Here is a 24984-nt window from a genome sequence, read left to right as displayed (position 1 = left end):
AAGAATATTTTTTACTCAAATAGATACCTTATACCCAACTGGCCTTGCCATCTCGAGTCAAATTGAGAAACGTTATAAGCTGCATTGTTCGGGTTGAAATTAAAAGTAGGCTCGCCTGTATCGCTACGGCCAGCATAGCGGATAATCTCGTTGGCGCTGTTATTTACAAAGTACTGGCGGCCCCAGTCTCTGTTAAGCAGGTTGCCTACGTTAAAGATATCGAATGTAATCTGAAGGGTATGACGCTTCTCACCGGTGTTAATGTAAAAGTCCTGAAACAGTCGGATGTCAAACTGATGGGTCCAGGGCATGCGGGCGGCATTGCGTTCTGCATACTGGCCGCGACGGTCGCTCAGGTAATCATCGCTTGCTATAAAAGCATCCAATGCTTCCCACTGCTCATCCGAAGTATAAGTTGTGCCGCCTGCTGTGAAGGAAACAAGATTGATCTCATCTCTGCCACCTGGAACATAAATCAGGTCATTGGCAAAGTTCCCATCGTTATTCAGGTCCTGCGCATACAGGTATGTAAACGGCAGACCTGACTGGCCCTGGTAAAAGAGCGAAATACCGGTAGCAAAGTTGTCAGCATAGCGGAAAGTATAACCACTGGTGCCAATTATTCTATGACGGATATCAAAACGGGAGTAGCTTAATTCCGGGTTATTAGGGTCGTTCACAATTTGGTTAAACTCCCAGTTGGAAAGCGCAGTGGAACTTGTGCCACTGTTAACATCCGTCGACTTACCATAGGTATAGGCTACTGAAGTTTGCAGCCCATTGGTGAAATCTTTCCGGAGTTGAGCTGTAAGGTTGTAACGATACCCCCTATCCGTGTTGTCTAAAAGAATAACGTTGGTATAATTGTCCACTTTACGACGTTCAGCTGTGCTGGCCGGGTACACGTTGCGATTATCAGGGCCTGGTAAAGTTCCAATTGGGTCTTCCAGGTTCAGGTTCCTGTACACTACGTCGTTCAGTGTTTTAGAATAGATACCTTCTAAAGTGGCAGTAATTTCGCCTGGCAGTGTATAGTCGAAGGCCAGGTTGCTTCTCCACACCTGAGGTAAGTTAAAGTCTTCGGTAACAACGTTCACCTCTACTGTGTTGCTGATGGCACCCGCATTGCGCTGCTCATCAATGTCAGTGATAAATTCATCAGGGTTGTTCTGAAACACAGTTCCGAAAATAGTACCTGTGTTTGTAAACTGGTTAGACAACCACACGAAAGGAACGCGGCCCGTGAAAATTCCGGTACCACCACGAATCTGGAAGTCACGGTCATCTGTTGGCGTATAGTTAAACCCAAACCTGGGGGCCCACAGCAGGTTCCCGCCAGGGGTGCGGTCGGTTCTCAAACCAGGCGCGATGTCTGCGAAATCATTTTCAAACTGAACATTACGTGGAGGTTGATCAGGGAAAATCGGTATATCGACACGCAGTCCAAGGGTTAATCTCAACCTTTCAGAGGCGGTGTATTCATCCTGTGCATAAAAACCAAGCTGCATGGCGTTGAATTCGGCTGCTGGTAAAGGGTTTTCAGTTAAGGAATACGTTGCCTGAACACGCGAAGGGTTTGGCTCACCATCGTTGCCTATTCCATAAAAATCGTCCAGGGTATTAAAGTCCCAGCGACCGTTGTAGTTGTTGATGAACAGGTTGCGGAATTTGAAAAACTCATTGTGCGTGCCGAACGTGAAGTTGTGCCGGCCTAAAAGGTAAGTGAAGTTGTCTGTAAACTCGAAAATATCCTGGTCAAGTTCGTTTGCTGTGGAAGAACGCTGTGCGCCAAACTCAAAGGTGCCCAACGGGTCTCTGATCGTAACTTGAGGGAACAATTCTCCATAAGTGTCACGGCTTTCTCTGATGCGGTTATAGCCGATGATCAGGTTGTTCGATATGTTGTTTGAAAAACGGCTGTTCAACTCCAGAACAGATGTGTTGGTACTACTGTTGAACCGGTAGGCATTGTTGCCGAAACGCAAATAGTTGCGGCTTCTTGAAAAGTTATCGTCAAAAGCATCCACTAGGTTGTGGCGTAGTGTCAGTTGGTGTATGTCTGAAATGTTCCAGTCAAGACGGGCGAAAAATTTATCACTTTGAGTAGCCCTGTCATATGCACCAATAGAGCCTACATTATACCCATACGTGTTCTGTACAAAGTCAGCAAGCTGCTGTGCTTCACTTAATGGAATCTGAGACTCCGGAGAGCCGGGGGCAAAGCGAACGGGTTCTGAAATTCTGTTTGCATCGTAGTTCACGAAGAAGAAAAGCTTGTCGCGCACAATAGGCCCCCCAAGACGAACGCCATACTGGTAGTTCTGGAACTCATCGGCTCTTTCCCTGTCTCCCTCCACAGATCTGCCGATGGTGTTTTCGTTACGTCCGAATCCGTAAACGGACCCCGTAAAGTCGTTTGAACCTGAGCGGGTTATGGCGTTTATACCACCTCCCGTAAAGTTGCCCAGTTTCACGTCATAAGGGGCTACAACCACCTGAATTTCCTGTATAGCATCCAGCGAAATTGGTTGTGTGCCTGCCTGACCACCAGGAGTACCGCTGCCTGAAAGCCCGAACACATCATTGTTCACGGCACCGTCTATGGTGATGTTATTGAAGCGGTTATTTGTGCCGGCTATGGAATTGCCGGATGCCTGGGGCGTCAGACGCGTAAAGTCCTGCAGGCTCCTGCTAAGCGTTGGCAGGTTCTCTAATTGTGCACGTGAAACGTTGGTGGCAGCACCTGTACGGTCCTGGTTAAAAACATCGTTCCGTTCGCCTATAATCTGCACCTCGCTAAGCTGTAGGTTGTTATCTGCTAACTGGATGTCTACCCGTGTGGTCTGGCCTAATGGCAGGTTTATCCCCTCTACACGCTGCTGCTGATAGCCGATATAAGTAGAGGTAACGGTATAAGGACCGCCCACCCGCATGTTTTGGATGTTATAAAAGCCTTCGGCATTTGTGCTAGCTACATACTGTGCTCCGGTCGGTGTGTGTACAGCTATAACTGTGGCTCCCGGTAAAGGTGTACCACCTTGTTCTGCTACTGTACCAATCAAAGCTGCTGTAGTAGCTCCCTGCGCCCAGACCATTTGCGCCGTTAGGAAAAGTGCAAAGCAAAAGAGTAATCGTTTGTAAAAAAATCTCATAGCACGTAATAACAGGTTGAACAACAAATATTTGTCTAAGCTATTAAGTACGTGAGTTAAAAATTTTGTTATATTAACTTTAAATTAAATTTGAAAAACGTTACAATTTTTCGGTACAAGCAATTGGTCAGTAAACTTTAGTTAGAATACCGGCGGTCTTACGGCTTTAATGAAAATTTTCTGGAAATGGTCGGCATAAAGGTTGGTCTCTATTACGCCAACGGAACTGGAGGCATGTATAAACCTGACCTCCTTTTTGCTGATTACTTCCGTTACCATACCCACATGAGTTACGTCACGGCTAAAGCGGTTGGCGCCGAAGAACACCAAATCACCTTCTTTTATGTTTTTTGGTTTTACTTTTTTGCCATAGCGGCTCTGCTCGTCGGAGGTGCGTGGTAAGGCCACATCAATTGTTTGAAAGGAGGTACAGAGCAATCCAGAGCAATCCATTCCGACACGGGTGGTGCCACCCCATTTATAAGGAGTGCCGGTATAAGAGCGTGCTGCCTGGATAACCGTGGCTACATCTTTGTCTAAATTGCGGGTTCGGGTGCGGCTGGTGCGGTCTTTAGAGGAGGCTATGGTGGTGTTGCCGCCTGTTCGGCCACCTTTTTTTGCCAGTCGCTTTTCAGCGGCTATTTCGCGGGCAGATTTGTATGCCTCGCCACGCTTGCTGAAAGTAGGCTGTGTGGATTGGCAGGAAGCTATCAGCAACAGAAAGCAGATGAAAAGGGCGGAAGTGGTATAATGTGTTTTCAAAGCGTAACCAAGCAATTTAAGTGCAACAAGGTGATTTTAACTAGTGGCTAAAGTACTGATTAACCTCGCTTTTTAAAAATGAAATTTAACGCTGCTACTCCAAAATTAGTAGACGGCCTCTCAGCCACAGTAGGCGCAACGCGCGTGTTGTTACAAGCCGCTGCTGGCAACATCCCTGCCACGCATGACTGCGCTATAAGGCATAGAGGGTTCTTAAACCTGCTAACGCCTTAGAGACGGGTCTTATTATGGCGTTTCGCCGCGGAAATTTGTTTCTTATACTTTTTCGTGGTGCTGATGCGGGCTATGTTGGCGGGGCCTTTGCAGTATGCCGTATAAAAGGAAAGGCACCGTACTCCCTACTGGGTGGCTAAGTAAAGAAACCTTATCTGCACATGCCTATCGTGAAAAGAAACATGCAAGATGATGACAGGCACAATCAGTTGCCGAAAGAAATAAAAGAAGATTTTATTTGTGTGCAGTCGGGAGACATTATGTCAGGTGAGCATGTTATCGGCCGGTGCAGAAACCCTTAGTCGGTCTTGCGCTAAAAGAACTGAAGTAGCGACCGGGGCGGAATATGCAAATTTACTTGCCCCTTAGGTGACCTGAGCCCGTGCAATACATTTTTAAGACAAAACAGGCGCAGAACTCAGATTCTGCGCCTGTTTTGTCTTACAGTCAGTTGTTAAGGTGGTGCCACGCCATCGACTGTGGAAATAAGCTTCCTTTCTCATGATGCGTTTCTTTGGTTCAGGTCGCCGTATCCGGTCTCAGCCAGCTTATTGTCCATGCCGCGTAGGTTCATCCAGGACTGCATCAGGTTAATGTGTGATTCATTTAGCGGTGCCTGGTGCGTATTGTTCGTATAAGTCGACTGCTCCGGGGTTTCCATAGAAAACAGCTTGTTCTGGGTCTGGTTATCTTCTTCTGTAGCTTGGTGTGCTCGTAATATAGCCTCCTCCATTGATCTTTTAGGTTTCATGATATTTGTTTGTTTAGTTATTGGTGTAATTTATTATTGATGGATTAGTTCTCGTTTTTTCTTTTCTTCTTTCACAAAATTGCTCACATAGCTGGCAATCTCTTCTGCATTCTCTTCCTGCAAAAAGTGGCCACTGTCTTCAAAAGGAATGACGTAGCTCTCGTGGAAGAATTTCTTCCAGCACTGCAGCGCCTCAATCTTAATGAGTTTATCCCGCTCCCCCCAAAGTATGAGCGTCGGGATATTTTGTATTTTGTTTCGTTCCTTCCAGAGTTCATCGTACCAGCGTGTTATGCCAATCAACTCCCGTGCGCAGGCAAGCTTTCCTACTTGGTCGTCAGGGTTACCCAGTGCTTTCACGTAATGCTGGCGGATGGGCTCCGGCATTTTATCCTCGCCTTCAAACAACTCGTTTATAAGCGTAAGGGCTGATACGTTCAGCTTTGAATGAAGAAACTTTCCCAATGGCCCCACCAGGTATTTGCTGATGCCTGTAAAAGTCTGATGCTTGGACAAAGACCAGGTCCAGGAGTTGAGCATCACAATGTTCTTTACTTTTTCCGGATGGTTTATGGCATAAGCAAAACCGATAGGCGCCCCGAAATCATGCACCAGCAGTGTCACGTCCGTTAGCTGAAGTTGCTCCATCAGCTGCTCAAAATTAGCGGCGTGGGCCCGTGGTTTGTAACTCCAGCCCTCCGGTTTGTCAGAGAGGCCAAAGCCAATCATGTCCATAGCAATGCAACGGTACTTCTTGCGCAGTATCTTTATCAGGTTGCGGTACAGAAAAGACCAGACGGGAGTGCCATGGATCATTACAATCGGCGGTCCTTCCCCCTCGTCTATATAATGCATCCTGCCCGCCTCTAATTGTATGTATTTGGATTCGAAAGGGTACTCTTTCTTGTCCAGCCAATCTGGTGTCATAATTTTAAGGGTGCTTTGTCTTATAGATATACTTTTAAAGCGAAAGCAAGTTGCTCCATATACTAAAAAAGCTACCCCCTTCGGAATAATTATTTAGGCAAGCCTTTGGGCAGGCGATGGGGCTGAAAATAAAGTTTAACTTTACGGGCAGGTATGTGTGGTATAACAGGAGTATTTATATTTTCAGAGCAAGGCCAGAAGGCATTAGAGCGGCTGCCGGCAGCCGTGGCTGCGCTGCAGCACCGTGGTCCGGATGCCGATGGGGTGTTTTTAAAGGGCCGCATCGGGCTTGGCCACCGCAGGCTTTCCCTTATTGCACCCACTGCCGCCGCTAACCAGCCTTTCAGTAGTGAGGGCGGCCGCTATACCCTTGTCTTTAACGGGGAGATATTCAACTATAAAAAACTGCGGAAGGAGCTGGAGGCTAAAGGCGCTTCGTTCCGCACCGACTCCGACACAGAAGTGTTGCTGCACTTATATGCCCGGGAGCGGCAGGAGTGCCTGAAGAAGTTAACAGGCTTTTTCTCGCTGGCTATTTACGATGCCGAGGAAGACAGCCTGTTCCTGGCACGCGACCGCTACGGTGAAAAGCCCCTGCTCTTCTACAAAGACGCGGACAAGTTCCTGTTCGGCTCAGAGATGTCTGCCCTCATAGCCCTGGGGGTTCCACGTGAATTAGACTATACCTCGCTTTACCAGTACCTGCAACTGACCTATGTACCTGCGCCGGCCACCATGCTGAAAGGCGTGAAAAAGCTTTTGCCGGGGCAGTCGTTGTACGTGCGGGGCAACAGAGTGCAGGAGAATGTGTGGTACAGGCTGCCCTTTGACGGAGAAAAGGCAATACACAACTCCTTAACCTATACACAGCAGCAAACTAAATTAAAGCATCTTCTGCAGCAAGCTGTCACAGACCGGCTTGTCGCCGACGTGCCTGTTGGCGCTTTCCTGAGTGGCGGCATCGATTCTTCGGTGGTGGTAGCCCTGGCGGCTCGGCAGGTGGATAAGCTGAAGACGTTTTCCGTCGGTTTCCCTGAACAGCCCTTCTTTGACGAAACCCGTTACGCCCGCCTTGTGGCAGACAAGTATAAAACAGAGCACACTGAACTTCTCCTTTCCAACGCTGATCTCTTTGAAAACCTTTTTAAAACGTTAGACAGCCTGAGTGAGCCTTTTGCTGATTCATCTGCGCTGGCAGTATACACGCTAAGTAAGCATGTAGGGCAGGAAATGAAGGCGGTGCTGAGCGGCGATGGTGCCGATGAGCTTTTTGGGGGCTACAATAAACATCTGGCAGAGTATAGGGTGCTGTCTGGTGGAGCCAAAGCAGAGGCCGTAAAAAAAATGAAGTTTTTATGGGATGTATTGCCTAAGTCCAGAAACTCTTTCGCTGCAAACAAAGTAAGGCAACTGCAACGCTTTGCTACAGGGGCCGGCCTGCTCCCCCAGGACCGCTATTGGCTGTGGGCGACATGGCAGCAGGAAGAGGAGGCGCTGGCACTGCTGGCACCGGAAAGCCAGGCGGCGGTGCAGAACAGGTTGTATCGTGCGCGCAAAGGCAGGTTGTTGGAGTGTGTTAGCAGAAAACATTATGATCTGAACCACGTATTGTGTGCCGATTGGCGTTTAGTGCTGCCAAACGACATGCTGGCCAAGATTGACTTGATGGGAATGGCTAACAGCCTGGAAATACGCAGCCCTTACCTGGACCACAGGTTGGTGAAGTTCGCTTTTTCACTGCCGGCTTCTGCCAAGATAGGTGAAAGCTTACAGAAAAAAATTCTGCGGGACACTTTCCGGGAGTTATTGCCTCCTGAGCTTTACAGGCGCCCAAAGCAGGGTTTTGAAATTCCGCTGTCGGCCTTTCTGCAAACGGAGGGGAGGGGCCTGGCAAACGACTACCTCTCGGAGGCTTTCATCGCATCGCAAGGTATTTTCGATGTACAGCAAGTGCAGCGTGTCCGGCAACTCCTGGATTCTGACAAAGCAGCCCTTGTGCAAACCCAGGCATGGATGCTGCTGGTGTTTCAGTATTGGTGGAGAAAATATATTTATTAGATAAATTATTATATAATTTTTTATATTACGCAACCTAAAATCAATTTTGAAGTATTCATTGATATCTATATAAATGAATAACTGTATATTGTTGCTTTGATTAATTTGAATGTCTTATGAGAATAGCCGTTGTTGGTACTGGATATGTTGGCCTGGTTACAGGAACATGTTTTGCAGAGGTTGGTATTGATGTTACCTGCATTGATATTGATCAGAAAAAGATTGAAAACCTGAAAAAGAACATCCTGCCTATTTATGAGCCGGGCTTGGAGGAAATGGTGGCGCGCAACGCCCAGAAAGAGCGCCTTTCTTTCTCCATCGATGTGGCATCAAGCATACAGGGCTGTGATGTGGCTTTTATCGCAGTGGGAACGCCTCCGGGCGAGGACGGCAGCGCCGACCTGAAATATGTGCTGGCGGTTGCCCGCAGTATCGGCCAGAACATGAATTCCTACATCGTGGTGGTGACCAAGAGCACAGTGCCGGTGGGCACAGCCAACAAAGTACGCAAGGTCATAGAGGAGGAATTAGCCGTGCGTGGCGTGGATATTCCGTTTGATGTGGCCTCTAACCCGGAGTTCCTTAAAGAGGGTGCTGCCATAGAAGACTTCCTGAAGCCAGACCGCATTGTGGTGGGTGTATGCTCTGAAAGAGCGCAGGAGGTGATGAAGAAGCTTTATAAGCCGTTCCTGATGAATGGGCACCCGCTTATATTCATGGATGTCCCGTCTGCCGAGATGACCAAATATGCTGCTAACGCGATGCTGGCTACTAAAATCAGCTTCATGAACGACATCGCCAACTTGTGTGAAATCATGGGCGCCGACGTGAACATGGTGCGTAAAGGCATCGGCAGCGATGTGCGCATCGGTAATAAGTTCATCTATCCGGGTATCGGCTACGGCGGCTCGTGCTTTCCTAAAGATGTAAAGGCGCTTATCAGGACCGCTTCTGAAAACGGTTATGAAATGAAGGTGCTCCAGTCTGTGGAAGCCGTGAACGAGAACCAGAAGTCAGTGCTTTACAATAAGATAAGCAACCACTTTAACGGCGACCTGGCGGGCAAGACGTTTGCAATCTGGGGCTTGTCCTTTAAACCAAAGACAGACGATATGCGGGAGGCCCCGTCGCTGGTGATTATACAGAAGTTGCTGGAGCAGGGCGCCAAAGTGCGTGCCTATGATCCGGTGGCCATGAAGGAGGCAGAGCACTCTCTGGGAGACACCATAGAGTACGGCAAGGATGAGTATGAAACACTAATCGATGCGGATGCGCTGCTGCTGGTGACAGAATGGCCTGAGTTCCGCTCCCCGAACTTTAACGTGGTAAGCAAGCTCATGAAGGACAAAGTGGTGTTTGATGGAAGAAACATCTACGATGCCAATGACCTTAACGAGAAAGGCTTTACTTACTACGGTATAGGTATAAAGCAGCAGGTGCCGCAGCAGTTGGACGCCTCTATATAAGAAAGTATGTCAGGAAAAAGAGTACTTATTACAGGTGGCGCCGGCTTTTTGGGCTCACACCTTTGCGATAGGTTTATCAAGGAGGGCTATCGTGTTGTAGCCATGGATAACCTGATTACAGGTAACATGGACAACATAGAGCACCTGTTTAAGCTGCCAAACTTCGAGTTCTACCATCATGATGTATCAAAGTTCGTGCACGTGTCAGGTGAGCTGGACTATATCCTGCACTTTGCATCGCCGGCCAGCCCAATCGATTACCTGAAGATTCCGATTCAGACGCTGAAGGTAGGCTCACTGGGTACGCACAATCTGCTCGGCCTGGCCAAGGCAAAGGGCGCGCGCATGCTCATCGCCTCTACCTCAGAAGTGTACGGCGACCCACAGGTGCACCCACAGCAGGAAGATTACTGGGGTAACGTGAACCCGGTAGGTCCGCGTGGCTGCTACGATGAGGCAAAGCGCTTCCAGGAAGCCATGACCATGGCTTATCACATGCACCACGGGCTGGAGACACGCATTGTGCGCATCTTTAACACCTATGGCCCGCGCATGCGCCTGGATGATGGTCGTGTGCTGCCTGCCTTCCTGAGCCAGGCCTTGCGGGGAGAGCCCCTCAGCATTTTCGGTGACGGAAGCCAGACACGCTCTTTCTGCTATGTCGACGATCTGGTGGAAGGCATTTACCGCTTGCTGTTAAGCGATTATCACCTGCCTGTCAACGTGGGCAATCCATCCGAAATCACTATCAGGGAGTTTGCTGAAGAAATCTGTAAACTCACTGGTGTAGAGCTAAAGGTAGACTATCAGCCGTTGCCAAAAGACGACCCGCAGATGCGCCAGCCCGACATCACTAAGGCAAAAGAGGTCTTGGGCTGGGAACCGAAAATAGATCGTGCGGAAGGCCTGAAGAGAACCTTGGAATATTTTAAAGATAAGATTAAGGCTCCAACTGAGCAGGAGGCTTAATCTTATGAAAAGCAGAGAGGCAATCCGTACGGACTGCCTCTCTGCTTTTATAGGTCGTCACTCAGCAGGATATTCCGAAGGCGTTCACCAGCTTTACCGTCAAACTTGTACATCCATTCTTCAGTAAACTTTGCTTTGTTTGGTAGCTGTTTCTGATGTAATGTTTCCACGTCCTGTAAAACTTCATGCAGTTCCTCTAAGTTGTATATGGGGTGCGCTACACCGGCTTCCACAAATGGCTTTGATACTAAGTATTTACCTGCAGGATGATTTTCATAAGTAACAAGTGTTGTGTGCTCAAATGAGGCGAAAGGCATTAAAAGTGTAGAGTAGAAGCCTAATACAATAGGTATTGTTGGGGCTAGTCTTTTTAACTCTAGGGCATCTATTATTACACAAAGCCCCTCTCGTTCTGCATTCTGCCAAGGTTTTATATCCTGCTTGGGGTGTGGTTTGACGTATATTCTATAGTTGTGGTGGGAGCAAACCTTTAGAAATGTTTCCACAAAACTAACTTTACCGTCACTGACCCATTGAAGTAAGCCTTGTTCGGCTAGTGGCTGATCAATCAGAAGTATAGCCCTTTCTATTTTTGTAGACTTTGTACCGGCAAGTTGATCAAAGTAAGGAACCCCTATGAAATATACTCTTTTGTTTGAAGGAAGTGCCTCATGATCCTGATGCACTTTGAAAATCTTTGGGCTGAAGGAAATGTAATTCTCTGCAAATCTTTTAGGTGACTTGAGTTTTCTAAAGGTAGTTAGAGAATTGTTTTTTCTCCTTGTTCTGATGAATTGCCTAAGAAATTCAGCATTTTCATGCGAGGAACATTTTATAGTGTTGTTAAGGAATAATCTACTTTTTACTCTGGCATAAAGTTCTCCGACTTTTAATAGCTCCTCCTTAGCTCTTTGCATGAATGGTGTGGCAGGTGGAGGGCAAAGATTAGAATCAAAAGCTATAGCATAATCCGCCAACAAGCCATGCTCTAAGTGATAGGTGGGTATGGAAAGTTCTTTGCATGCTACATTAACAGCTGCCTGATAAAACGTGTCAATAAAAAGGAAAACAACCTTAGTCGGTTTAATTTTTTGCAGCATCTCATAAGCATTGCTGTAGTCCTTCCAATAGATAGCTTCTCCATACCATCTGTAATCCTTATTCTTTTCTTCCGCTTCGGTAGAAAAGTGAAGGAACCTGAACAACATGTATCCTCTGCATGATTTTAACAGAGAAACATAATCAGTTCTGCAATAATCACCAACAAATAGTACTTTCGGATTGGCAAGCATGAAAGAGTCGGAAGAAATTGAACATGAATATAGCAAAATGGCAGTAGCTAACACCACCGTTATCGCAATTGTGGTGCCTGCTATTGCCCGTGAAGGTATTACCAAGCTTGTGTTGAGTCAAATTAAGAGCTTACAGAATAAACGGTATCGTATAGTAATGATAGTACTTGCGAATGTTGCTAAAGAAGTGATCGAGGAAGCCAATGTCCAGTTCTCTGCTGACGAGTTACTGGTGCTAAAGCAGCAAGATGCTTATCTTTCTGTAAGAAACCTGTTTAACTCAACTCTGCTTTTGACTCCAATTACAAAATTCTTAAGGTATCATAATGCAAAGGTGGTGATAGCTCATGCGCCTTACGCTCACTTTATAATGCGATTAGTAAAGCTAAGGTTGCAGTTTGAAAGTTTCAACATAAAACTTGTACAGTATTTCCATATAACGCAATACGCACAGTTTCCACTTAACACAGCTAGGAGACGCGCTGTTAATAATTTAAATAAAGTGTTGGGCAAATATTTTGATGATAGTCATGTATCGGTTACCAAGGCAGTTAGGAGCGATATAGAATTAAATTTATTTAAGCATAATCGACATTTAGTGATACTCAATGCCTTACCAAGACAAGCAAGTGTACAGAACGGGTGTAGTATGGAAGAGGTGAAATGTATTGAAGGTTGGCTGAAGAGTAGAAGCGGTAGCTTTAAAATTCTTATTCCTGGTAGATTAAGTTACATGAAAGGGCAGCTGTTTTTCTTACATGTGCTAAGCATCTTTATTAAAAATAATTTATGTGAGCCACAAGATTTAGCTGTTTTAGTAGTAGGAGATGGTCCAGATAAAGAAATAATCAAAGAGTTGATTCATGAAAAAGGCATGGAAGGCTACTGCTATTTTTCGCCGGCGTTACAGAATGCTGCGTTGATGAAGATTATGACCTTAGTGGACCTTGTTGCTGTTCCATCACATTATGAAGGATTTGGCTTAGTGGTGCTTGAGGCGTTGCAAAACAAGAGGTTAGTTCTGTCATCAGATGCAGGTGGTTTAAAAGAAGTAATCGAGCACGGCAGGAATGGGTTTATGTTTAGAGCAGGTGTTGTAACTGACTGCCTGGAAAAGCTGCAGTTTATCTATGACAACCGTGATGCTGGCTTAGTAAATTTAGATGAGGTCGCGCAGCAAGTGGAGTATAAGTTTTCCTTTGAACGGCACATGGCACAGCTAATTCAGGCAATGAATCTGAGTGACGTAAACTAAAATGGGCAGTTCTATATTATTCATCTGCTACTGGGGCTTGAGAGATGATCTTACAACCTCTACTGTTTTACCACGGCTTGAGGTGCTGCAGGGTTTTCCATCTATTGAAAAGATCATACTGGTAACCATAGAACGAAACGCGGATGTTAATGAGGACTCATTAATACAACACTTAAACAAAGTATTGTATCTGCCTCTCACTCCTAAAAAATTAGCTATCAATATTGCTACCAAAATAAGTGATTTTCTTCTTTTCCCAAGGCAGCTAACAAGGTTTGCGCAGAGGTACAATACACATGTCCTGCTGGCACATGGCGCACCAGCGGGTGCTTTAGCATATAAAGTGTGGAAAAGAAGCAAGTTACCCTTTTACGTCAGTTCCTTTGAGCCTCATGCCGACTACATGCTGGAATCAAAAGTCTGGACAAGGTATAGCCTGAAGTATAAATTCCAGAAGTACTGGGAGCATCTTCAAAAGAAAAATGCGGCTGGCATTATGCCTGTGGCTTATAAGTACAAAAATGCTTTGATAGGAGAAGGAGTAGTTGCAGAAAAAATTTTTGTAGTTCCCTGTTCTGTTGATGCAAGCACCTTTAGTTTTGATGAACAGAAGAGAAGTGATTTGCGCCTGCAGTTGGGCTGGCAGCATACCGTGATCGGTGTATATGCAGGCAAGTATGGCGGCCTGTACTATCAAGAAGATGCGTTTACCATCTACAAACAATGCTTTGAAAGTGTTCCTGATTTCAGGCTCATCATTCTTTCGCCTCAACCACAGGAAGAAATCCAGAGACTGCTACAACAATATCAGCTTGATGTGAATAAAGTATACATTGCCTCTGTGCCACACCAGGAGGTGCCAGCTTACCTCTCTGCAGCTGACTTTGCGTTTGCCACTTATAAACCCGGACCATCAAAAAAATACCTTTCCCCCGTTAAAATAGGCGAGTACTGGGCCAATGGCCTCCCGGTACTCCTGACGGAAGGAGTCGGCGACGACAGTGACATCATCAAAAACGAAGGGGGAGGCGCAACGTTTAACCTGCAGCAAGAGGGAAGCGTGGAGAAGGCACTGCAGCAGATACAACAGATACTGAATGACCCGGTCCACCGGCAGGAAATACCTAAGCTGGCACAAAAGTACAGATCGCCGGAGCGGATACGGGAGGCCTATGAATACTTCTTTGGGCAAAAGCAGGAGGAGCAGCCGTGAAGGTACTGTTTGTGGTGCCTTACCCGGAAGGGCAGGCCGCTTCGCAACGGTACAGGGTGGAGCAGTGGCTGCCGCTTTTGCAGGAACAGGGTATAAACTATAGAATAGCGCCATTCTGGAGCCAGAGCGCCTGGGATATACTTTATAAGCAGCAGCATACATGGCGGAAAATTACGAGGTTGCTAACGGGTTTTATGAATCGCCTGCTACTATTGTGGCACCTGCCAGCATACGACTTTGTCTTTGTGCACAGAGAAGCCACGCCGCTTGGACCTCCTTGGTTTGAATGGGTGGCGGCAAAGGTTTTCCGGAAAAGAATTATCTTCGATTTTGATGATGCCATCTGGCTGCCAAATATAACAGCAGAAAACAGATGGGCCGCAAAACTCAAGTGGCACCATAAGACTGCTCAAATATGCCGGTGGAGCCACAAAGTGAGTTGCGGAAATGGTTATCTCAGAAACTATGCCTTAAAGTATAATGCAGCCGCGGTGCTGCTACCCAGCGTGCTGGATACGGAACATCGCTATAGAAAAAAAAGAGAGCAGCACACGCAGGAGGTGGTGATGGGCTGGATTGGGTCACATTCAACACTGCCTTACCTGCAGCTAATTGAGCCGGTACTGCAGCAGCTGGAAACGAAGCATACTTTTCGTTTTGTAGTTATAGCGGATAAGGCGCCTGATTTACAGCTGCAGTCACTCGAGTTTAAAGAATGGCTAAGGGAGACGGAGATACAAGGACTGCTACAGCTTAACATCGGCCTAATGCCCTTACCAGACACAGAGTGGGCAAAAGGAAAATGTGCTTTTAAAGCATTGCAGTATATGGCCTTGGGTATACCAGCTGTAGTTTCAGGTGTAGGGGCCAATGTAGAGGCAGTGGCAAGCGGCACCACAGGCTATACCTGTAATACGGAGCAGGAGTGGTATGAGCGCCTGGAGGATTTGCTGCTGAAGCCGGAGTTGCGAACCCGTATGGGAGCAGAAGGACAGGTTTGGGTAAAGGAGCGTTATTCCCTGCAGGCACACAGATATACCTTCCTTAGCCTCTTTTCTTCTTAGGCTTTTTCCTATTAATTTCTTTCAGGTATTTCTTTGCCTCTTTATAAGTTTCTGACTTCTTCTCGCTGATTTGCAGCACTATCTCATAATATTGCTTAGCGGCAGGCAAATTACCTTTTTGACTCGCAATACGAGCCAGGTTAAGATAAGAATTGATAAAGTATCCGGAATCACGCTCGTCCGACATCTCAGCAAACATGATAGAGCTTTTATAATACTGCTCTGCTTTATCAAAATTGCGGTACTTGTGCTGGTTAACATAGGCCAGAATGTAAGAGGCATAGCGCCCGCTCACGGCTTCATAGCCCGGCATCTGCTGCTCCAACTTGTTCAGAATGTCAAGCGACACCCTTTCTGCTTTTGTGAAATGACCCTGCACAAACAGCAAACGGGCATAAAAACGCTGAAAGTAGGCATTGTCAGGATACTTCATTGCCAACTGCTCAGAAAGTTGCAGTGCCTCGTCCATTTTCTTCTCCTCATTCGCATAAATCTTCATCAGGAAGAACTTAGACTCTGTGCCGGTATAGAAGCCCGTGTTCGCTACATAAGCTAGCTGTTTTAGTCCAAGCCGCTTGTCTCCGTCCGGGAAAAAGATCAGTACAGGACGCAGCATCGGGTAGTTTTCATGAATCCAGATGGAGTAGTAATTAAACAGCGCTTCGCCAAACAGAAACTCCGGACTCAAGCCGTTACCTGCCTTGGCCTTTTCCATGAACTCAAGTGCGTGCTTACTCGCCACTGTAGCTTTGCGCCAGTTGCTGCGCTCAGAGTGCAGGCGGGCAGTAAAACCGTAGGCTGCTGCCAGAAAGAAAGATGCCTCAAAGTTGTTCTCGTCATTATTATACATCTTTTCTGCCTTCTGAATAGTAGTGTCCATATAGGCGAAGAAGAGGTCATCGTACTGCAGTGTCTGTATGTTGGTAGGCACAATTTTCCACCACTGACTCAGGCCCATCAGGAAGTAGGGAAGCGGGTGCTGTGGGTAACGTCGGCGGATAGATTTAAACTGCTTCTCGGCAACCGCGTACTTGAAATTGTACATATTGTCTACAGCGCCCTCTAACTCATACTGAATATCCTTGTCAAGCAGCAACATTCCTTTCACGCTACCCGCTGCCGGTATCACCTCAATTTGGTCGAAAGTGATATGCCGCATCGCGGTGGTGTCAGTAGGGTTCTGCTGCTGTGCTACAACTATAGCTGGTAAAACAAAAGCAAAAGTGAAGATGATAAATATTAACTTCTTCATGAATAAATCAGAATATTCAGTGTATAACGGAGCCTTGATTAACAATAGCCTCTGTAGATTCTAAAAGTACAACATATCTCCTAAATTTGAATTCCATAAAATGAAAATAATTATGAAACTTCTGGAGCAGCTCTGCAAAATCCATGCCCCGTCCGGCAACGAGCAAAACCTCTCAAAATTTCTGCTGAACTATATCCACGAGCATAAGAGCCACTGGAAAACACAGCCGCAGGTACTGCATGGCGAAGCCTTTCAGGATTGTATCCTGCTGGTGTTTGGCAAGCCAAGGAGTGCAATTTTTGCGCACATGGACTCTATTGGGTTTACAGTGCGTTACGGCAACCAACTCGTTAAAATAGGAGGTCCGGACATTGAAAACGGCTACAAACTGGTGGGCGAAGATGCGCAGGGTAAAATAGAATGCACCTTAAAGTATGATGAGGAAGAAGCTCAGCTAGCCTACGATTTTGACCGTGAAATAGAGCGGGGAACGGAGTTGGTTTTTAAGTGCGATTTCAGGGAGACAGAAGACACAGTGCAAAGCTGCTATCTGGACAATCGCCTGGGGGTATGGAGTGCATTACAAGTGGCAGAGACGCTGGAGAACGGCATCATCGCCTTTAGTTGCTGGGAAGAGCACGGCGGTGGGTCTGTGTCTTATCTTTCTAGGTATATTTATGAGCAGTATGGCGTAAGGCAGGGCCTGATTTCCGACATAACATGGGTAACCGAAGGGGTGTATGCTGGGGAAGGGGTCGCTATCTCTATGCGCGACAGCCTGATTCCGCGCCGCGCCTACGTGCAGAAGATTATCCAGATAGCAAAAAAATCAGGCATACCTTTTCAGTTAGAGGTGGAAGGCGCGGGAGGGAGCGATGCCAAGGAACTGCAGCGCAGCGACTACCCCTGGGACTGGTGCTTTGTTGGTGCCCCGGAGGATAATGTGCATACCCCAAATGAAATCGTGCATAAGAAGGACGTTGACAGCATGGTGGCGCTTTACAAGGTACTAATGGAGAAACTATAACAAGTGTGTTCAATCTTTATTACCTTCAGGTGCCATTGAACAAAACACCCTCTCTACATGAAAACAGGAAAATCACCATGCCTCTGGCTCCTTTGTTCTTTCCTCCTCTTTCTGCTTTCTTCCTGTGAGGAGGCTTTTGAAGAAGAAGTTAACTACAGCTACCGGATTCAGAACAATACAGCCTCAACTGTTCAGGTAACGATGCAGGTGAAGCCAAATCCGAGCATGGTTATCGTAGGAGATGGGAAGTTCTATTATAGTATAGCGCCTGGTGGCACAGAAACAATCTATAACACCTCTGGCTTTGCGGATGAGTGGGTGTTCGACGAAGAGAAAGGAAATGCTGAACTTCACTGGTTTACGGTTGAGGCCTTTAAAAATGGGCGCACCTACAAAATAAATTTTAATGATATCCAGCGGTGGGTATACCAAAAACAGAACGCAAAAAATGGTATGTACACATTAACCATTACCGAGGACGATTATTGAGCCAACATGAGTGTGTGAGTGCTAACTCATTCATAATCAAAGAGGTTGCTCTGCAGAAGGAGCAGCCTCTTTGATTATGTGGAACATGGAGCAACATTTATGAGATAAAAAGCTTTCCTGAACGCGAAGTTGATGTTGCAACTTATTAAAAAATAGAAGTATATCCTGCAGGATTGGGTGCAGGGGATGATTGTGGAACATTTGGAAAAGTGTATAAAATATTCTTTCTTTAATAGGGATATATAAATATTGCCTAACCCTTAATCATACTGAATGGAAACTGTTCTCTACGCTATTCCTGCCTTTGGTCTGGCAGCGCTTCTGTATACCTGGATAAGGTCGGCTTGGGTAACAAAACAGCCGACTGGTAACGAGCGCATGAGTACCATTGCCCGCTACATTGCCGAAGGGGCAATGGCCTTTCTTAAAGCCGAGTATAAAGTGATGGGCTATTTTGTAATCATCGCCTCCATTTTCCTTTTTTACTTAGGTTATACAGGCGAGAAATCACATCCGCTTATTGTAGTAGCCTTTATTATAGGAGCTTTCCTGTCGGCACTGGCAGGATTCATAGGGATGCGGATTGCCACCAAATCAAATGTGCGCACAGCCGAAGCAGCGCGTACCAGTCTTTCCAAAGCACTTACTGTTTCTTTTGCGGGAGGTTCTGTCATGGGAATGGGAGTGGCCGGCCTGGCTGTGCTGGGCCTGGGGTCTCTGTTCATCGTTTTCTATTACATGTTTGTGCACAGCACAGGTGCCGATGTTAACGGTATAGAGATGGAGCGCGCCCTGGAGGTACTGACAGGTTTCTCGCTGGGTGCTGAAAGTATCGCCTTATTTGCCCGTGTGGGTGGCGGTATTTATACGAAGGCGGCCGACGTAGGCGCCGACCTGGTAGGTAAAGTAGAAGCCGGAATCCCGGAGGATGACCCCCGCAACCCCGCCACCATTGCCGATAACGTAGGCGACAACGTAGGCGACGTGGCCGGTATGGGCGCCGACCTCTTTGGCTCTTATGTGGCTACTATTCTGGCTACTATGGTGCTGGGGCGTGAAGTGGAGGTAGTAGACAACTTTGGGGGGCTCTCTCCGGTTATCCTTCCCATGCTCATTGCAGGTCTGGGTATCGTTTTCTCGCTGATTGGGATGCTATTTGTGCGCGTAAAAGAGGGGGGGGATGTGCAGGCAGCCCTCAACCGCGGAAACTGGATATCAGTCATACTCACAGCAATAGGGGCTTACTTCTCCATTCAATGGTTGCTCCCTGAAACGCTAAACCTACGGAACTTCGATTTTACTGCGAATGGTGTGTTTATGGCGGTTATGGTTGGCCTGGTGGTTGGCGCGCTTATGAGTATCATCACAGAATACTATACTGCCATGGGCAAAAAGCCTGTTAATTCCATCGTACAGCAGTCTTCAACCGGGCATGCCACCAACATCATTGCCGGATTGGCGGTAGGTATGCACTCCACAGTATTGCCCATCATTGTGCTGGCAGCGGGCATTGTGCTGTCATACTCTGCGGCGGGTCTTTATGGGGTGGCTATAGCGGCGGCAGGCATGATGGCAACCACTGCTATGCAGTTAGCCATTGATGCTTTTGGGCCTATTGCCGACAATGCAGGCGGTATAGCCGAGATGAGCGAGTTGCCGAAAGAGGTGCGTGAGCGCACCGATATTCTGGATGCCGTAGGAAACACCACTGCTGCCACCGGTAAAGGTTTTGCTATTGCCTCCGCGGCGCTTACCTCCCTGGCGCTTTTCGCCGCCTTCGTGGGAATAGCCGGTATCCGTACGATAGATTTATACAAAGCCCCTGTGTTGGCAGGTTTGTTTATTGGGGCCATGATACCTTTTATCTTCTCGGCCCTGTGTATTTCGGCAGTAGGCAGAGCGGCCATGTCGATGGTGCAGGAGGTGCGGCGGCAGTTCCGCGAAATACCGGGCATCATGGAGGGAACGGGTAAACCGGAGTATGAAAAATGCGTGGCCATTTCCACAGAGGCCGCCATCCGCGAGATGATGCTGCCAGGCGCCATTGCCCTGCTCGTGCCTATTATCATCGGGTTCGGTTTCAGGGATGTGTTTCCGGATACATCCTCTGCGGAAGTGCTGGGCGGTACGCTGGCTGGCGTAACAGTATCGGGTGTGTTGATGGCTATGTTCCAGTCCAACGCCGGTGGTGCTTGGGATAACGCCAAAAAATCATTTGAGAAAGGGGTGAAGATCAATGGTGTGATGGAGTACAAAGGCTCAGAGCCACACAAAGCCTCCGTAACCGGTGATACAGTAGGTGACCCGTTCAAAGATACTTCCGGGCCATCCATGAACATCCTTATCAAACTCATGTCAATCGTGTCGCTGGTAATAGCACCGCATATTGCCCTGGATCAGGAGCCTCCCATTCCGGTGCCGCCTGTTGACCTGGAGCCGATTAACCTAGATGTAAAAGAGCTTTACCCGCAAACAGCCAAAGTCAATAGCGAGCTGGGAAACACGGTAGTGTTTGGCCAGGACCTGCTCAGAATGTAGATACTGTCAGTTATAGTTTTGATAAGCCCGACCGTAGAGTTGGGCTTATTTTTTAATTATACGTACCTTTGTACACGCACCAAAAATATTCAAATGAATCCGCGCACTATTGAAATACACGATTGCAAGTTCGATACTTATATTTTTGAGGATGAAATTATCGCCCGTATTGTGATGCTGGCGGAGCAAATTGACCGCGATTACGCAAACAAAAAGCCGCTGTTCCTGGGTGTGCTCAACGGCTCCTTCATGTTCGTGTCTGACTTGCTGAAGCGCATCACTATTCCGTGTGAAATCTCCTTTGTTCGCCTCTCCAGTTACCAGGACACTAAAAGCACAGGAAAGGTGAAAGAGATACTGGGGCTGACTGAAGTGGTGCAGCACCGCCACGTAGTAGTGCTGGAGGATATTGTGGATACAGGGCATACCGTGCAGGGATTACTGCAGCAACTGAAGGCGCTTGAGCCCGCCTCTGTAGAGGTCGCCAGCCTGCTACTGAAGCCGGATTGCCTGCAGCACCAACTGGATATTAAATATGTGGCCAAGTCAATCCCGAACGATTTTGTAGTGGGCTATGGCTTAGACTATAATGGGCTGGGGCGTAACCTGCGCGACATTTACAAGATAATTCCGTAACCCTAAAGACTGTTTACCGCGTTAGCAAAACTTTAAAGGTAATGGGCGCTGATGCTTAGCCCCTTACGGCGAAGATTAGAAAGTACATCATTTAATACATACATTTGTCTTTTATTATTAAGCCAAGATATGCTCAACATCGTTTTGTTTGGACCTCCAGGTGCTGGTAAAGGTACCCAAAGTCAAAAGCTGATAGAAAAATACAACCTTATTCACCTTTCCACCGGTGATTTGCTCCGCTCAGAGATTGCCGCTGGCACTAAGCTGGGTATGGAAGCAAAAAAACTGATGGATAACGGCCTGCTGGTTCCGGATGAAGTGGTGAGTGGCATGATAGATAATAAAGTGAAAGAGCATCGCAGTGCGGCTGGGTTTATTTTCGATGGCTTTCCGCGCACAGTACCTCAGGCCCAGAGCCTGGATAAGCTGCTGCGGGAAAACGAAACAGAAATTACCTGCATGATAGCCTTGCGCGTGGACGATGAGGAACTGACAAAGCGACTGTTGCTGCGTGGACAGACATCAGGTCGGCCTGATGACCAGAACGAGGAACTCATTCGCAAGCGTGTGCTCGAGTATAATACCAAAACCGCCCCGGTGGCAGATTATTATGCCGGGCAAGGAAAGTACCGTGCAGTAGATGGCATCGGCGAGATAGAGGATATTTTCAATGAGCTGTCTCAGCAGATAGATACATTGAAAGAACAAAATAAGAAATAAGCACACTTACGCTTACCCGATTTGGCATCAAGCAACTTTATAGATTACGTTAAGATTTGTTCACGCTCCGGACACGGCGGCGGCGGCTCCGCGCACTTTCACCGCGATAAAATGACGTCGAAGGGTGGCCCTGACGGGGGAGACGGAGGCCGTGGCGGGCACATTATTCTGAGAGGCAATGCCCAGCTCTGGACGCTGCTGCACCTGCAGTACCGCAAGCATGTGATTGCAGAAAACGGCCATAACGGTGGTCCGAACCACTCTTTTGGAGCGCAGGGTAAAGACGACGTGCTGGAGGTACCTTTAGGCACCATCGCCCGTGATGCCGAAACAGGTGAGTTCAAATGCGAAATAACCGAAGACGGGCAGGAGATAGTCCTGACGCCAGGCGGACGTGGAGGCCTGGGAAACGCCCATTTCAAATCTGCTACTAACCAGACTCCGCGCTATGCCCAACCTGGGGAGCCAGGAATAGAGGAGTGGGTGGTGCTGGAATTGAAACTGCTGGCTGATGTTGGCTTGGTAGGTTTCCCGAATGCAGGCAAATCGACGCTGTTATCTGTTGTTTCTGCTGCTAAACCTAAAATAGCGAATTACGCCTTCACCACGTTGGCGCCCAACCTGGGTGTGGTAGCCTACCGCGACTATAAATCATTTGTAATAGCCGACATACCAGGTATAATAGAGGGTGCTTCAGAAGGCAAAGGCTTAGGCTTGCGCTTCCTGCGCCACATTGAGCGGAACTCTATGCTGCTGTTTATGATTTCTTGCGAGAGTGCCGACATTGCAGAAGAGTATAAAGTGCTTCTGAACGAACTGCAAACGTTTAACCCGGAGCTCCTTGATAAAAAGCGGATCTTGGCTGTAACCAAGTCTGATATGCTGGATGATGAGCTGGAGGCTGAAATGCGGGCAACTTTGCCTGCCGATCTGCCTGCCGTATTTATCTCCAGCATCAGCGGGAAAAACATTCCTAAACTGAAAGACATGATTTGGGAGGCGCTAAACAGCTAAGCTGAAGCTTCTAATTATAAAAAGCAAGATCGGTAGAGAGCTGCAAAGTTGTCTACCGATTTTTTTATAGTGAATGGTTAAATGGCAGTAAAACCTTGCCGTTGTTGTATGTCCTCAACAACAACTTAATCGGCAGAAGGTGTGGTAACTGTTTTAAGTTATAACAGCAGAGGAGGGGGCTAAGGCAGCTAAAGCCAAAACGGTTGGAGTTAAAGCAAAGGCAGTCATAGTTGTTGGTGAGAACACACAACAACGGCGGAGGCTATAGTTCTGCTAACTTAAGTATAAAGCCTTGTAAGCACATTCAGTCATTCAAAATTCAGATAATCAAAATTCTCAGATGTCAGAATGGCACAAATGAGGGTTTGGCAAGTTAATTGACAAAGCAAAGAAGACTTATTAACCTAACTTTTTAAGGCATTATGTCAGATAAAGATATTAAGAAAGAGCAGGAGAACGAAGAAGTAAAAGATACTACTGCCAGTACTACTGAAGTAGATGCTCAGGAAGAAAATGAGATTGACACAGAAGAAGCTGAGACTACAGAAGGCGCACAGAATGGCGGACCAACTGCAGAATTGGCAGAAATGAAAGATAAATATATTCGCTTGATGGCTGAGTTTGAAAACTTCAGACGCAGAACGGCCAAAGAGCGCATCGACCTTTCCAAAACAGCCAACCAAGATCTGATGAGCGAACTGCTGCCGGTGATTGATGACATGGAGCGCGCACGCCAGTCTATAGAAGCAACTAAAGACGTGGACGCGATGTTGCAGGGGCTCGAGTTGGTGTTTCATAAGCTGAAGCACGTAACGCAGCAGAAGGGCCTTAAGCCGATGGAAATTAAACCAGGCGACAGCTTCGACAGCGACATGCACGAAGCTGTAACCCAGATTCCCGCCCCATCAGAAGAGATGAAAGGCAAAATAGTAGATGTAATTGAGAAAGGATATACCCTGAATGATAAGGTAATCCGTTTCGCGAAAGTAATAATAGGAGCGTAAGCTATGGCTAAGAGAGATTATTATGAGGTTTTGGGAGTAAGCAAAGGCGCAGGCCAGGATGAGATAAAGAAAGCTTACCGCAAAATCGCCATTAAATTCCACCCCGACAAGAACCCGGACGACCCTACTGCCGAGGACAAGTTTAAAGAGGCGGCAGAGGCCTACGAGGTGCTGAGCGATCAGCAAAAGCGCCAGCGTTACGACCAGTTCGGCCATCAGGGTATGAACGGCGGCTTCGGCGGCGGCGGTGGCATGAACATGGAGGATATCTTCTCGCAGTTCGGCGATATTTTTGGCGGCGGTGGTGGCAGCCCGTTTGAGAGCTTCTTTGGAGGCGGCCGCTCTGGTGGTGGGCGCCGTACCCGCAAAGGCAGCAACTTACGCATTAAGCTGAAGCTGAACCTGGAGGAGATAGCCAACGGCGTAGAGAAGAAGATAAAGGTGAAGCGTTACGTAGCCTGCGGCACCTGTGGTGGTAACGGCGCGAAGAACGGCACCGACATGCAAACCTGTAACTCCTGCCAGGGTTCTGGCCAGGTGCGCAAAGTAGTGAATACCATGCTGGGCCAGATGGTGTCTACCGCTACCTGCCCAACCTGTAACGGAGAAGGACGCATTGTAACGCATAACTGCGAAACCTGCAACGGTAGCGGACGAGAGCTTCAGGAAGAAGTTATCTCCATTAATGTACCGGCCGGTGTAATGGATGGCATGCAGCTGTCTATGAGCGGCAAAGGTAATGTGCCGGAGCGTGGCGGCGTACCAGGCGACCTGCTTATTCAGATTGAGGAAGAAGCACATCCAACGCTGAAGCGTGAGGGCAACAACGTTATCTTCGACCAGTATATCAGCTTTGTAGATGCGGCCTTAGGTGCAGAAATAGAAGTACCGACGATTACGGGCAAAGTGAAAATCACTATCAAACCAGGTACGCAAAGCGGAGAAATTTTCAGGCTGCGTGGCAAAGGTGTGCAGGATATAAACGGCTACGGAAAAGGCGACCAGCTGATTCACGTAAACGTATGGACGCCGAAGTCGTTGAGTAGCGAGGAAAGAGCTACGCTGGAAGGCCTGCGCGATTCCAACAACTTTGCACCACACCCGGGCAAAAACGAGAAAGGCTTTTTTGAGAAGGTGAAAGACTACTTCCAGTAAGTAGCA

General features: G+C 47.5%; 20 protein-coding genes. 14 read left to right on the top strand and 6 right to left on the bottom strand.

Going from position 1 to position 24984, the window contains the following annotated elements; genetic code table 11:
* Positions 1-11 precede the first annotated feature (11 nt).
* The 4 genes from E1919_RS12525 to E1919_RS12505 all read right to left on the bottom strand — a co-directional run bounded on the left by E1919_RS12525 (position 12) and on the right by E1919_RS12505 (position 5826).
* Positions 12-3152, bottom strand: a complete 3141-nt coding sequence (locus E1919_RS12525; protein WP_162053747.1) for a TonB-dependent receptor — start codon at positions 3150-3152, stop codon at positions 12-14.
* A gap of 141 nt (positions 3153-3293) precedes the next feature.
* Positions 3294-3914: a C40 family peptidase gene (locus tag E1919_RS12520; protein WP_237144317.1), complete on the bottom strand. Its 621-nt coding sequence runs from the start codon at positions 3912-3914 to the stop codon at positions 3294-3296.
* A gap of 733 nt (positions 3915-4647) precedes the next feature.
* Positions 4648-4899 carry a hypothetical protein gene (locus E1919_RS12510; protein ID WP_162053745.1) on the bottom strand — a complete coding sequence of 84 codons (252 nt, stop codon included), beginning with the start codon at positions 4897-4899 and terminating at the stop codon, positions 4648-4650.
* 33 nt (positions 4900-4932) lie between these two features.
* A complete protein-coding gene (locus E1919_RS12505) occupies positions 4933-5826 on the bottom strand; it encodes an alpha/beta fold hydrolase (RefSeq protein WP_162053744.1) in 894 nt (297 codons plus the stop codon).
* Between the two features lie 153 nt (positions 5827-5979).
* Here E1919_RS12505 and asnB point away from each other — a divergent pair, with 153 nt between their 5' ends.
* The 3 genes from asnB to E1919_RS12490 all read left to right on the top strand — a co-directional run bounded on the left by asnB (position 5980) and on the right by E1919_RS12490 (position 10319).
* Positions 5980-7884: an asparagine synthase (glutamine-hydrolyzing) gene (gene asnB, locus E1919_RS12500; protein WP_162053743.1), complete on the top strand. Its 1905-nt coding sequence runs from the start codon at positions 5980-5982 to the stop codon at positions 7882-7884.
* 116 nt (positions 7885-8000) lie between these two features.
* Entirely contained in the window at positions 8001-9350 is a 1350-nt protein-coding gene (locus E1919_RS12495; RefSeq protein ID WP_162053742.1) for a UDP-glucose dehydrogenase family protein, read from the top strand.
* A 6-nt stretch (positions 9351-9356) separates the two neighbouring features.
* Positions 9357-10319, top strand: coding sequence for a UDP-glucuronic acid decarboxylase family protein (locus tag E1919_RS12490; protein WP_162053741.1), 963 nt, complete (start codon positions 9357-9359; stop codon positions 10317-10319).
* Positions 10320-10366: 47 nt separating this feature from the next.
* Here the strand turns inward: E1919_RS12490 and E1919_RS12485 are convergent, their stop codons facing one another.
* Positions 10367-11611: a polysialyltransferase family glycosyltransferase gene (locus E1919_RS12485; RefSeq protein ID WP_162053740.1), complete on the bottom strand. Its 1245-nt coding sequence runs from the start codon at positions 11609-11611 to the stop codon at positions 10367-10369.
* Between E1919_RS12485 and E1919_RS12480 the strand changes: the two genes are divergently transcribed.
* The 3 genes from E1919_RS12480 to E1919_RS12470 are packed head-to-tail and all read left to right on the top strand — an operon-like array spanning position 11610 to position 15143.
* Positions 11610-12866, top strand: coding sequence for a glycosyltransferase family 4 protein (locus E1919_RS12480; protein ID WP_162053739.1), 1257 nt, complete (start codon positions 11610-11612; stop codon positions 12864-12866). The two genes, E1919_RS12485 and E1919_RS12480, sit on opposite strands and share 2 nt — an antisense overlap.
* Positions 12867-12903: 37 nt before the next feature.
* Entirely contained in the window at positions 12904-14079 is a 1176-nt protein-coding gene (locus E1919_RS12475) for a glycosyltransferase (RefSeq protein ID WP_162053738.1), read from the top strand.
* Complete coding sequence (locus E1919_RS12470; RefSeq protein WP_162053737.1) at positions 14076-15143, top strand: glycosyltransferase family 4 protein; 1068 nt, start codon at positions 14076-14078, stop codon at positions 15141-15143. The genes E1919_RS12475 and E1919_RS12470 overlap by 4 nt, the downstream gene beginning before the upstream one ends.
* Here E1919_RS12470 and E1919_RS12465 read toward each other — a convergent pair.
* On the bottom strand, positions 15124-16395 hold the full coding sequence (locus E1919_RS12465; protein ID WP_162053736.1) for a tetratricopeptide repeat protein: 1272 nt from the start codon (positions 16393-16395) through the stop codon (positions 15124-15126). The genes E1919_RS12470 and E1919_RS12465 overlap by 20 nt on opposite strands.
* Positions 16396-16507: 112 nt before the next feature.
* On the opposite strand from E1919_RS12465, the gene E1919_RS12460 reads away from it, so the two are divergent.
* From E1919_RS12460 to dnaJ, 8 genes are all read left to right on the top strand, one after another.
* A complete protein-coding gene (locus tag E1919_RS12460) occupies positions 16508-17422 on the top strand; it encodes an aminopeptidase (protein ID WP_162053735.1) in 915 nt (304 codons plus the stop codon).
* Between the two features lie 57 nt (positions 17423-17479).
* Positions 17480-17911, top strand: a complete 432-nt coding sequence (locus E1919_RS12455; RefSeq protein WP_162053734.1) for a hypothetical protein — start codon at positions 17480-17482, stop codon at positions 17909-17911.
* A gap of 273 nt (positions 17912-18184) precedes the next feature.
* Positions 18185-20449: a sodium-translocating pyrophosphatase gene (locus tag E1919_RS12450; protein ID WP_162053733.1), complete on the top strand. Its 2265-nt coding sequence runs from the start codon at positions 18185-18187 to the stop codon at positions 20447-20449.
* Positions 20450-20542: 93 nt separating this feature from the next.
* Positions 20543-21085, top strand: a complete 543-nt coding sequence (gene hpt, locus E1919_RS12445; protein ID WP_162053732.1) for a hypoxanthine phosphoribosyltransferase — start codon at positions 20543-20545, stop codon at positions 21083-21085.
* A 129-nt stretch (positions 21086-21214) separates the two neighbouring features.
* Positions 21215-21805 (top strand): adenylate kinase, encoded by a 591-nt coding sequence (locus E1919_RS12440; protein WP_162053731.1) that lies wholly within the window; start codon positions 21215-21217, stop codon positions 21803-21805.
* A 21-nt stretch (positions 21806-21826) separates the two neighbouring features.
* Positions 21827-22819, top strand: a complete 993-nt coding sequence (obgE, locus tag E1919_RS12435; RefSeq protein ID WP_162053730.1) for a GTPase ObgE — start codon at positions 21827-21829, stop codon at positions 22817-22819.
* Between the two features lie 422 nt (positions 22820-23241).
* The gene (locus tag E1919_RS12430) at positions 23242-23823 is read left to right on the top strand and encodes a nucleotide exchange factor GrpE (protein ID WP_162053729.1); all 582 of its coding nucleotides are present in this window, start codon (positions 23242-23244) and stop codon (positions 23821-23823) included.
* Between the two features lie 3 nt (positions 23824-23826).
* On the top strand, positions 23827-24978 hold the full coding sequence (gene dnaJ, locus E1919_RS12425; RefSeq protein WP_162053728.1) for a molecular chaperone DnaJ: 1152 nt from the start codon (positions 23827-23829) through the stop codon (positions 24976-24978).
* The last annotated feature ends 6 nt before the right edge of the window (positions 24979-24984 follow it).

The sequence above is a fragment of the Pontibacter pamirensis genome (assembly GCF_010015475.1).
GTDB classification, from domain to species: Bacteria; Bacteroidota; Bacteroidia; order Cytophagales; family Hymenobacteraceae; genus Pontibacter; species Pontibacter pamirensis.
Note: the sequence above shows the minus strand (reverse complement) of the source record. Positions and strands in the feature narration are given on the sequence as shown.

Coding starts and splice junctions, on each gene's coding strand:
- E1919_RS12480 (WP_162053739.1), top strand. CDS start 11,610: ATGAAAGAGTCGGAAGAAATTGAACATGAATATAGCAAAATGGCAGTA.
- E1919_RS12460 (WP_162053735.1), top strand. CDS start 16,508: ATGAAACTTCTGGAGCAGCTCTGCAAAATCCATGCCCCGTCCGGCAAC.
- asnB (WP_162053743.1), top strand. CDS start 5,980: ATGTGTGGTATAACAGGAGTATTTATATTTTCAGAGCAAGGCCAGAAG.
- E1919_RS12495 (WP_162053742.1), top strand. CDS start 8,001: ATGAGAATAGCCGTTGTTGGTACTGGATATGTTGGCCTGGTTACAGGA.
- E1919_RS12525 (WP_162053747.1), bottom strand. CDS start 3,152: ATGAGATTTTTTTACAAACGATTACTCTTTTGCTTTGCACTTTTCCTA.
- E1919_RS12510 (WP_162053745.1), bottom strand. CDS start 4,899: ATGAAACCTAAAAGATCAATGGAGGAGGCTATATTACGAGCACACCAA.
- E1919_RS12440 (WP_162053731.1), top strand. CDS start 21,215: ATGCTCAACATCGTTTTGTTTGGACCTCCAGGTGCTGGTAAAGGTACC.
- E1919_RS12430 (WP_162053729.1), top strand. CDS start 23,242: ATGTCAGATAAAGATATTAAGAAAGAGCAGGAGAACGAAGAAGTAAAA.
- hpt (WP_162053732.1), top strand. CDS start 20,543: ATGAATCCGCGCACTATTGAAATACACGATTGCAAGTTCGATACTTAT.
- E1919_RS12485 (WP_162053740.1), bottom strand. CDS start 11,611: ATGCTTGCCAATCCGAAAGTACTATTTGTTGGTGATTATTGCAGAACT.
- E1919_RS12450 (WP_162053733.1), top strand. CDS start 18,185: ATGGAAACTGTTCTCTACGCTATTCCTGCCTTTGGTCTGGCAGCGCTT.
- E1919_RS12505 (WP_162053744.1), bottom strand. CDS start 5,826: ATGACACCAGATTGGCTGGACAAGAAAGAGTACCCTTTCGAATCCAAA.
- E1919_RS12490 (WP_162053741.1), top strand. CDS start 9,357: ATGTCAGGAAAAAGAGTACTTATTACAGGTGGCGCCGGCTTTTTGGGC.
- E1919_RS12455 (WP_162053734.1), top strand. CDS start 17,480: ATGAAAACAGGAAAATCACCATGCCTCTGGCTCCTTTGTTCTTTCCTC.
- E1919_RS12465 (WP_162053736.1), bottom strand. CDS start 16,395: ATGAAGAAGTTAATATTTATCATCTTCACTTTTGCTTTTGTTTTACCA.
- dnaJ (WP_162053728.1), top strand. CDS start 23,827: ATGGCTAAGAGAGATTATTATGAGGTTTTGGGAGTAAGCAAAGGCGCA.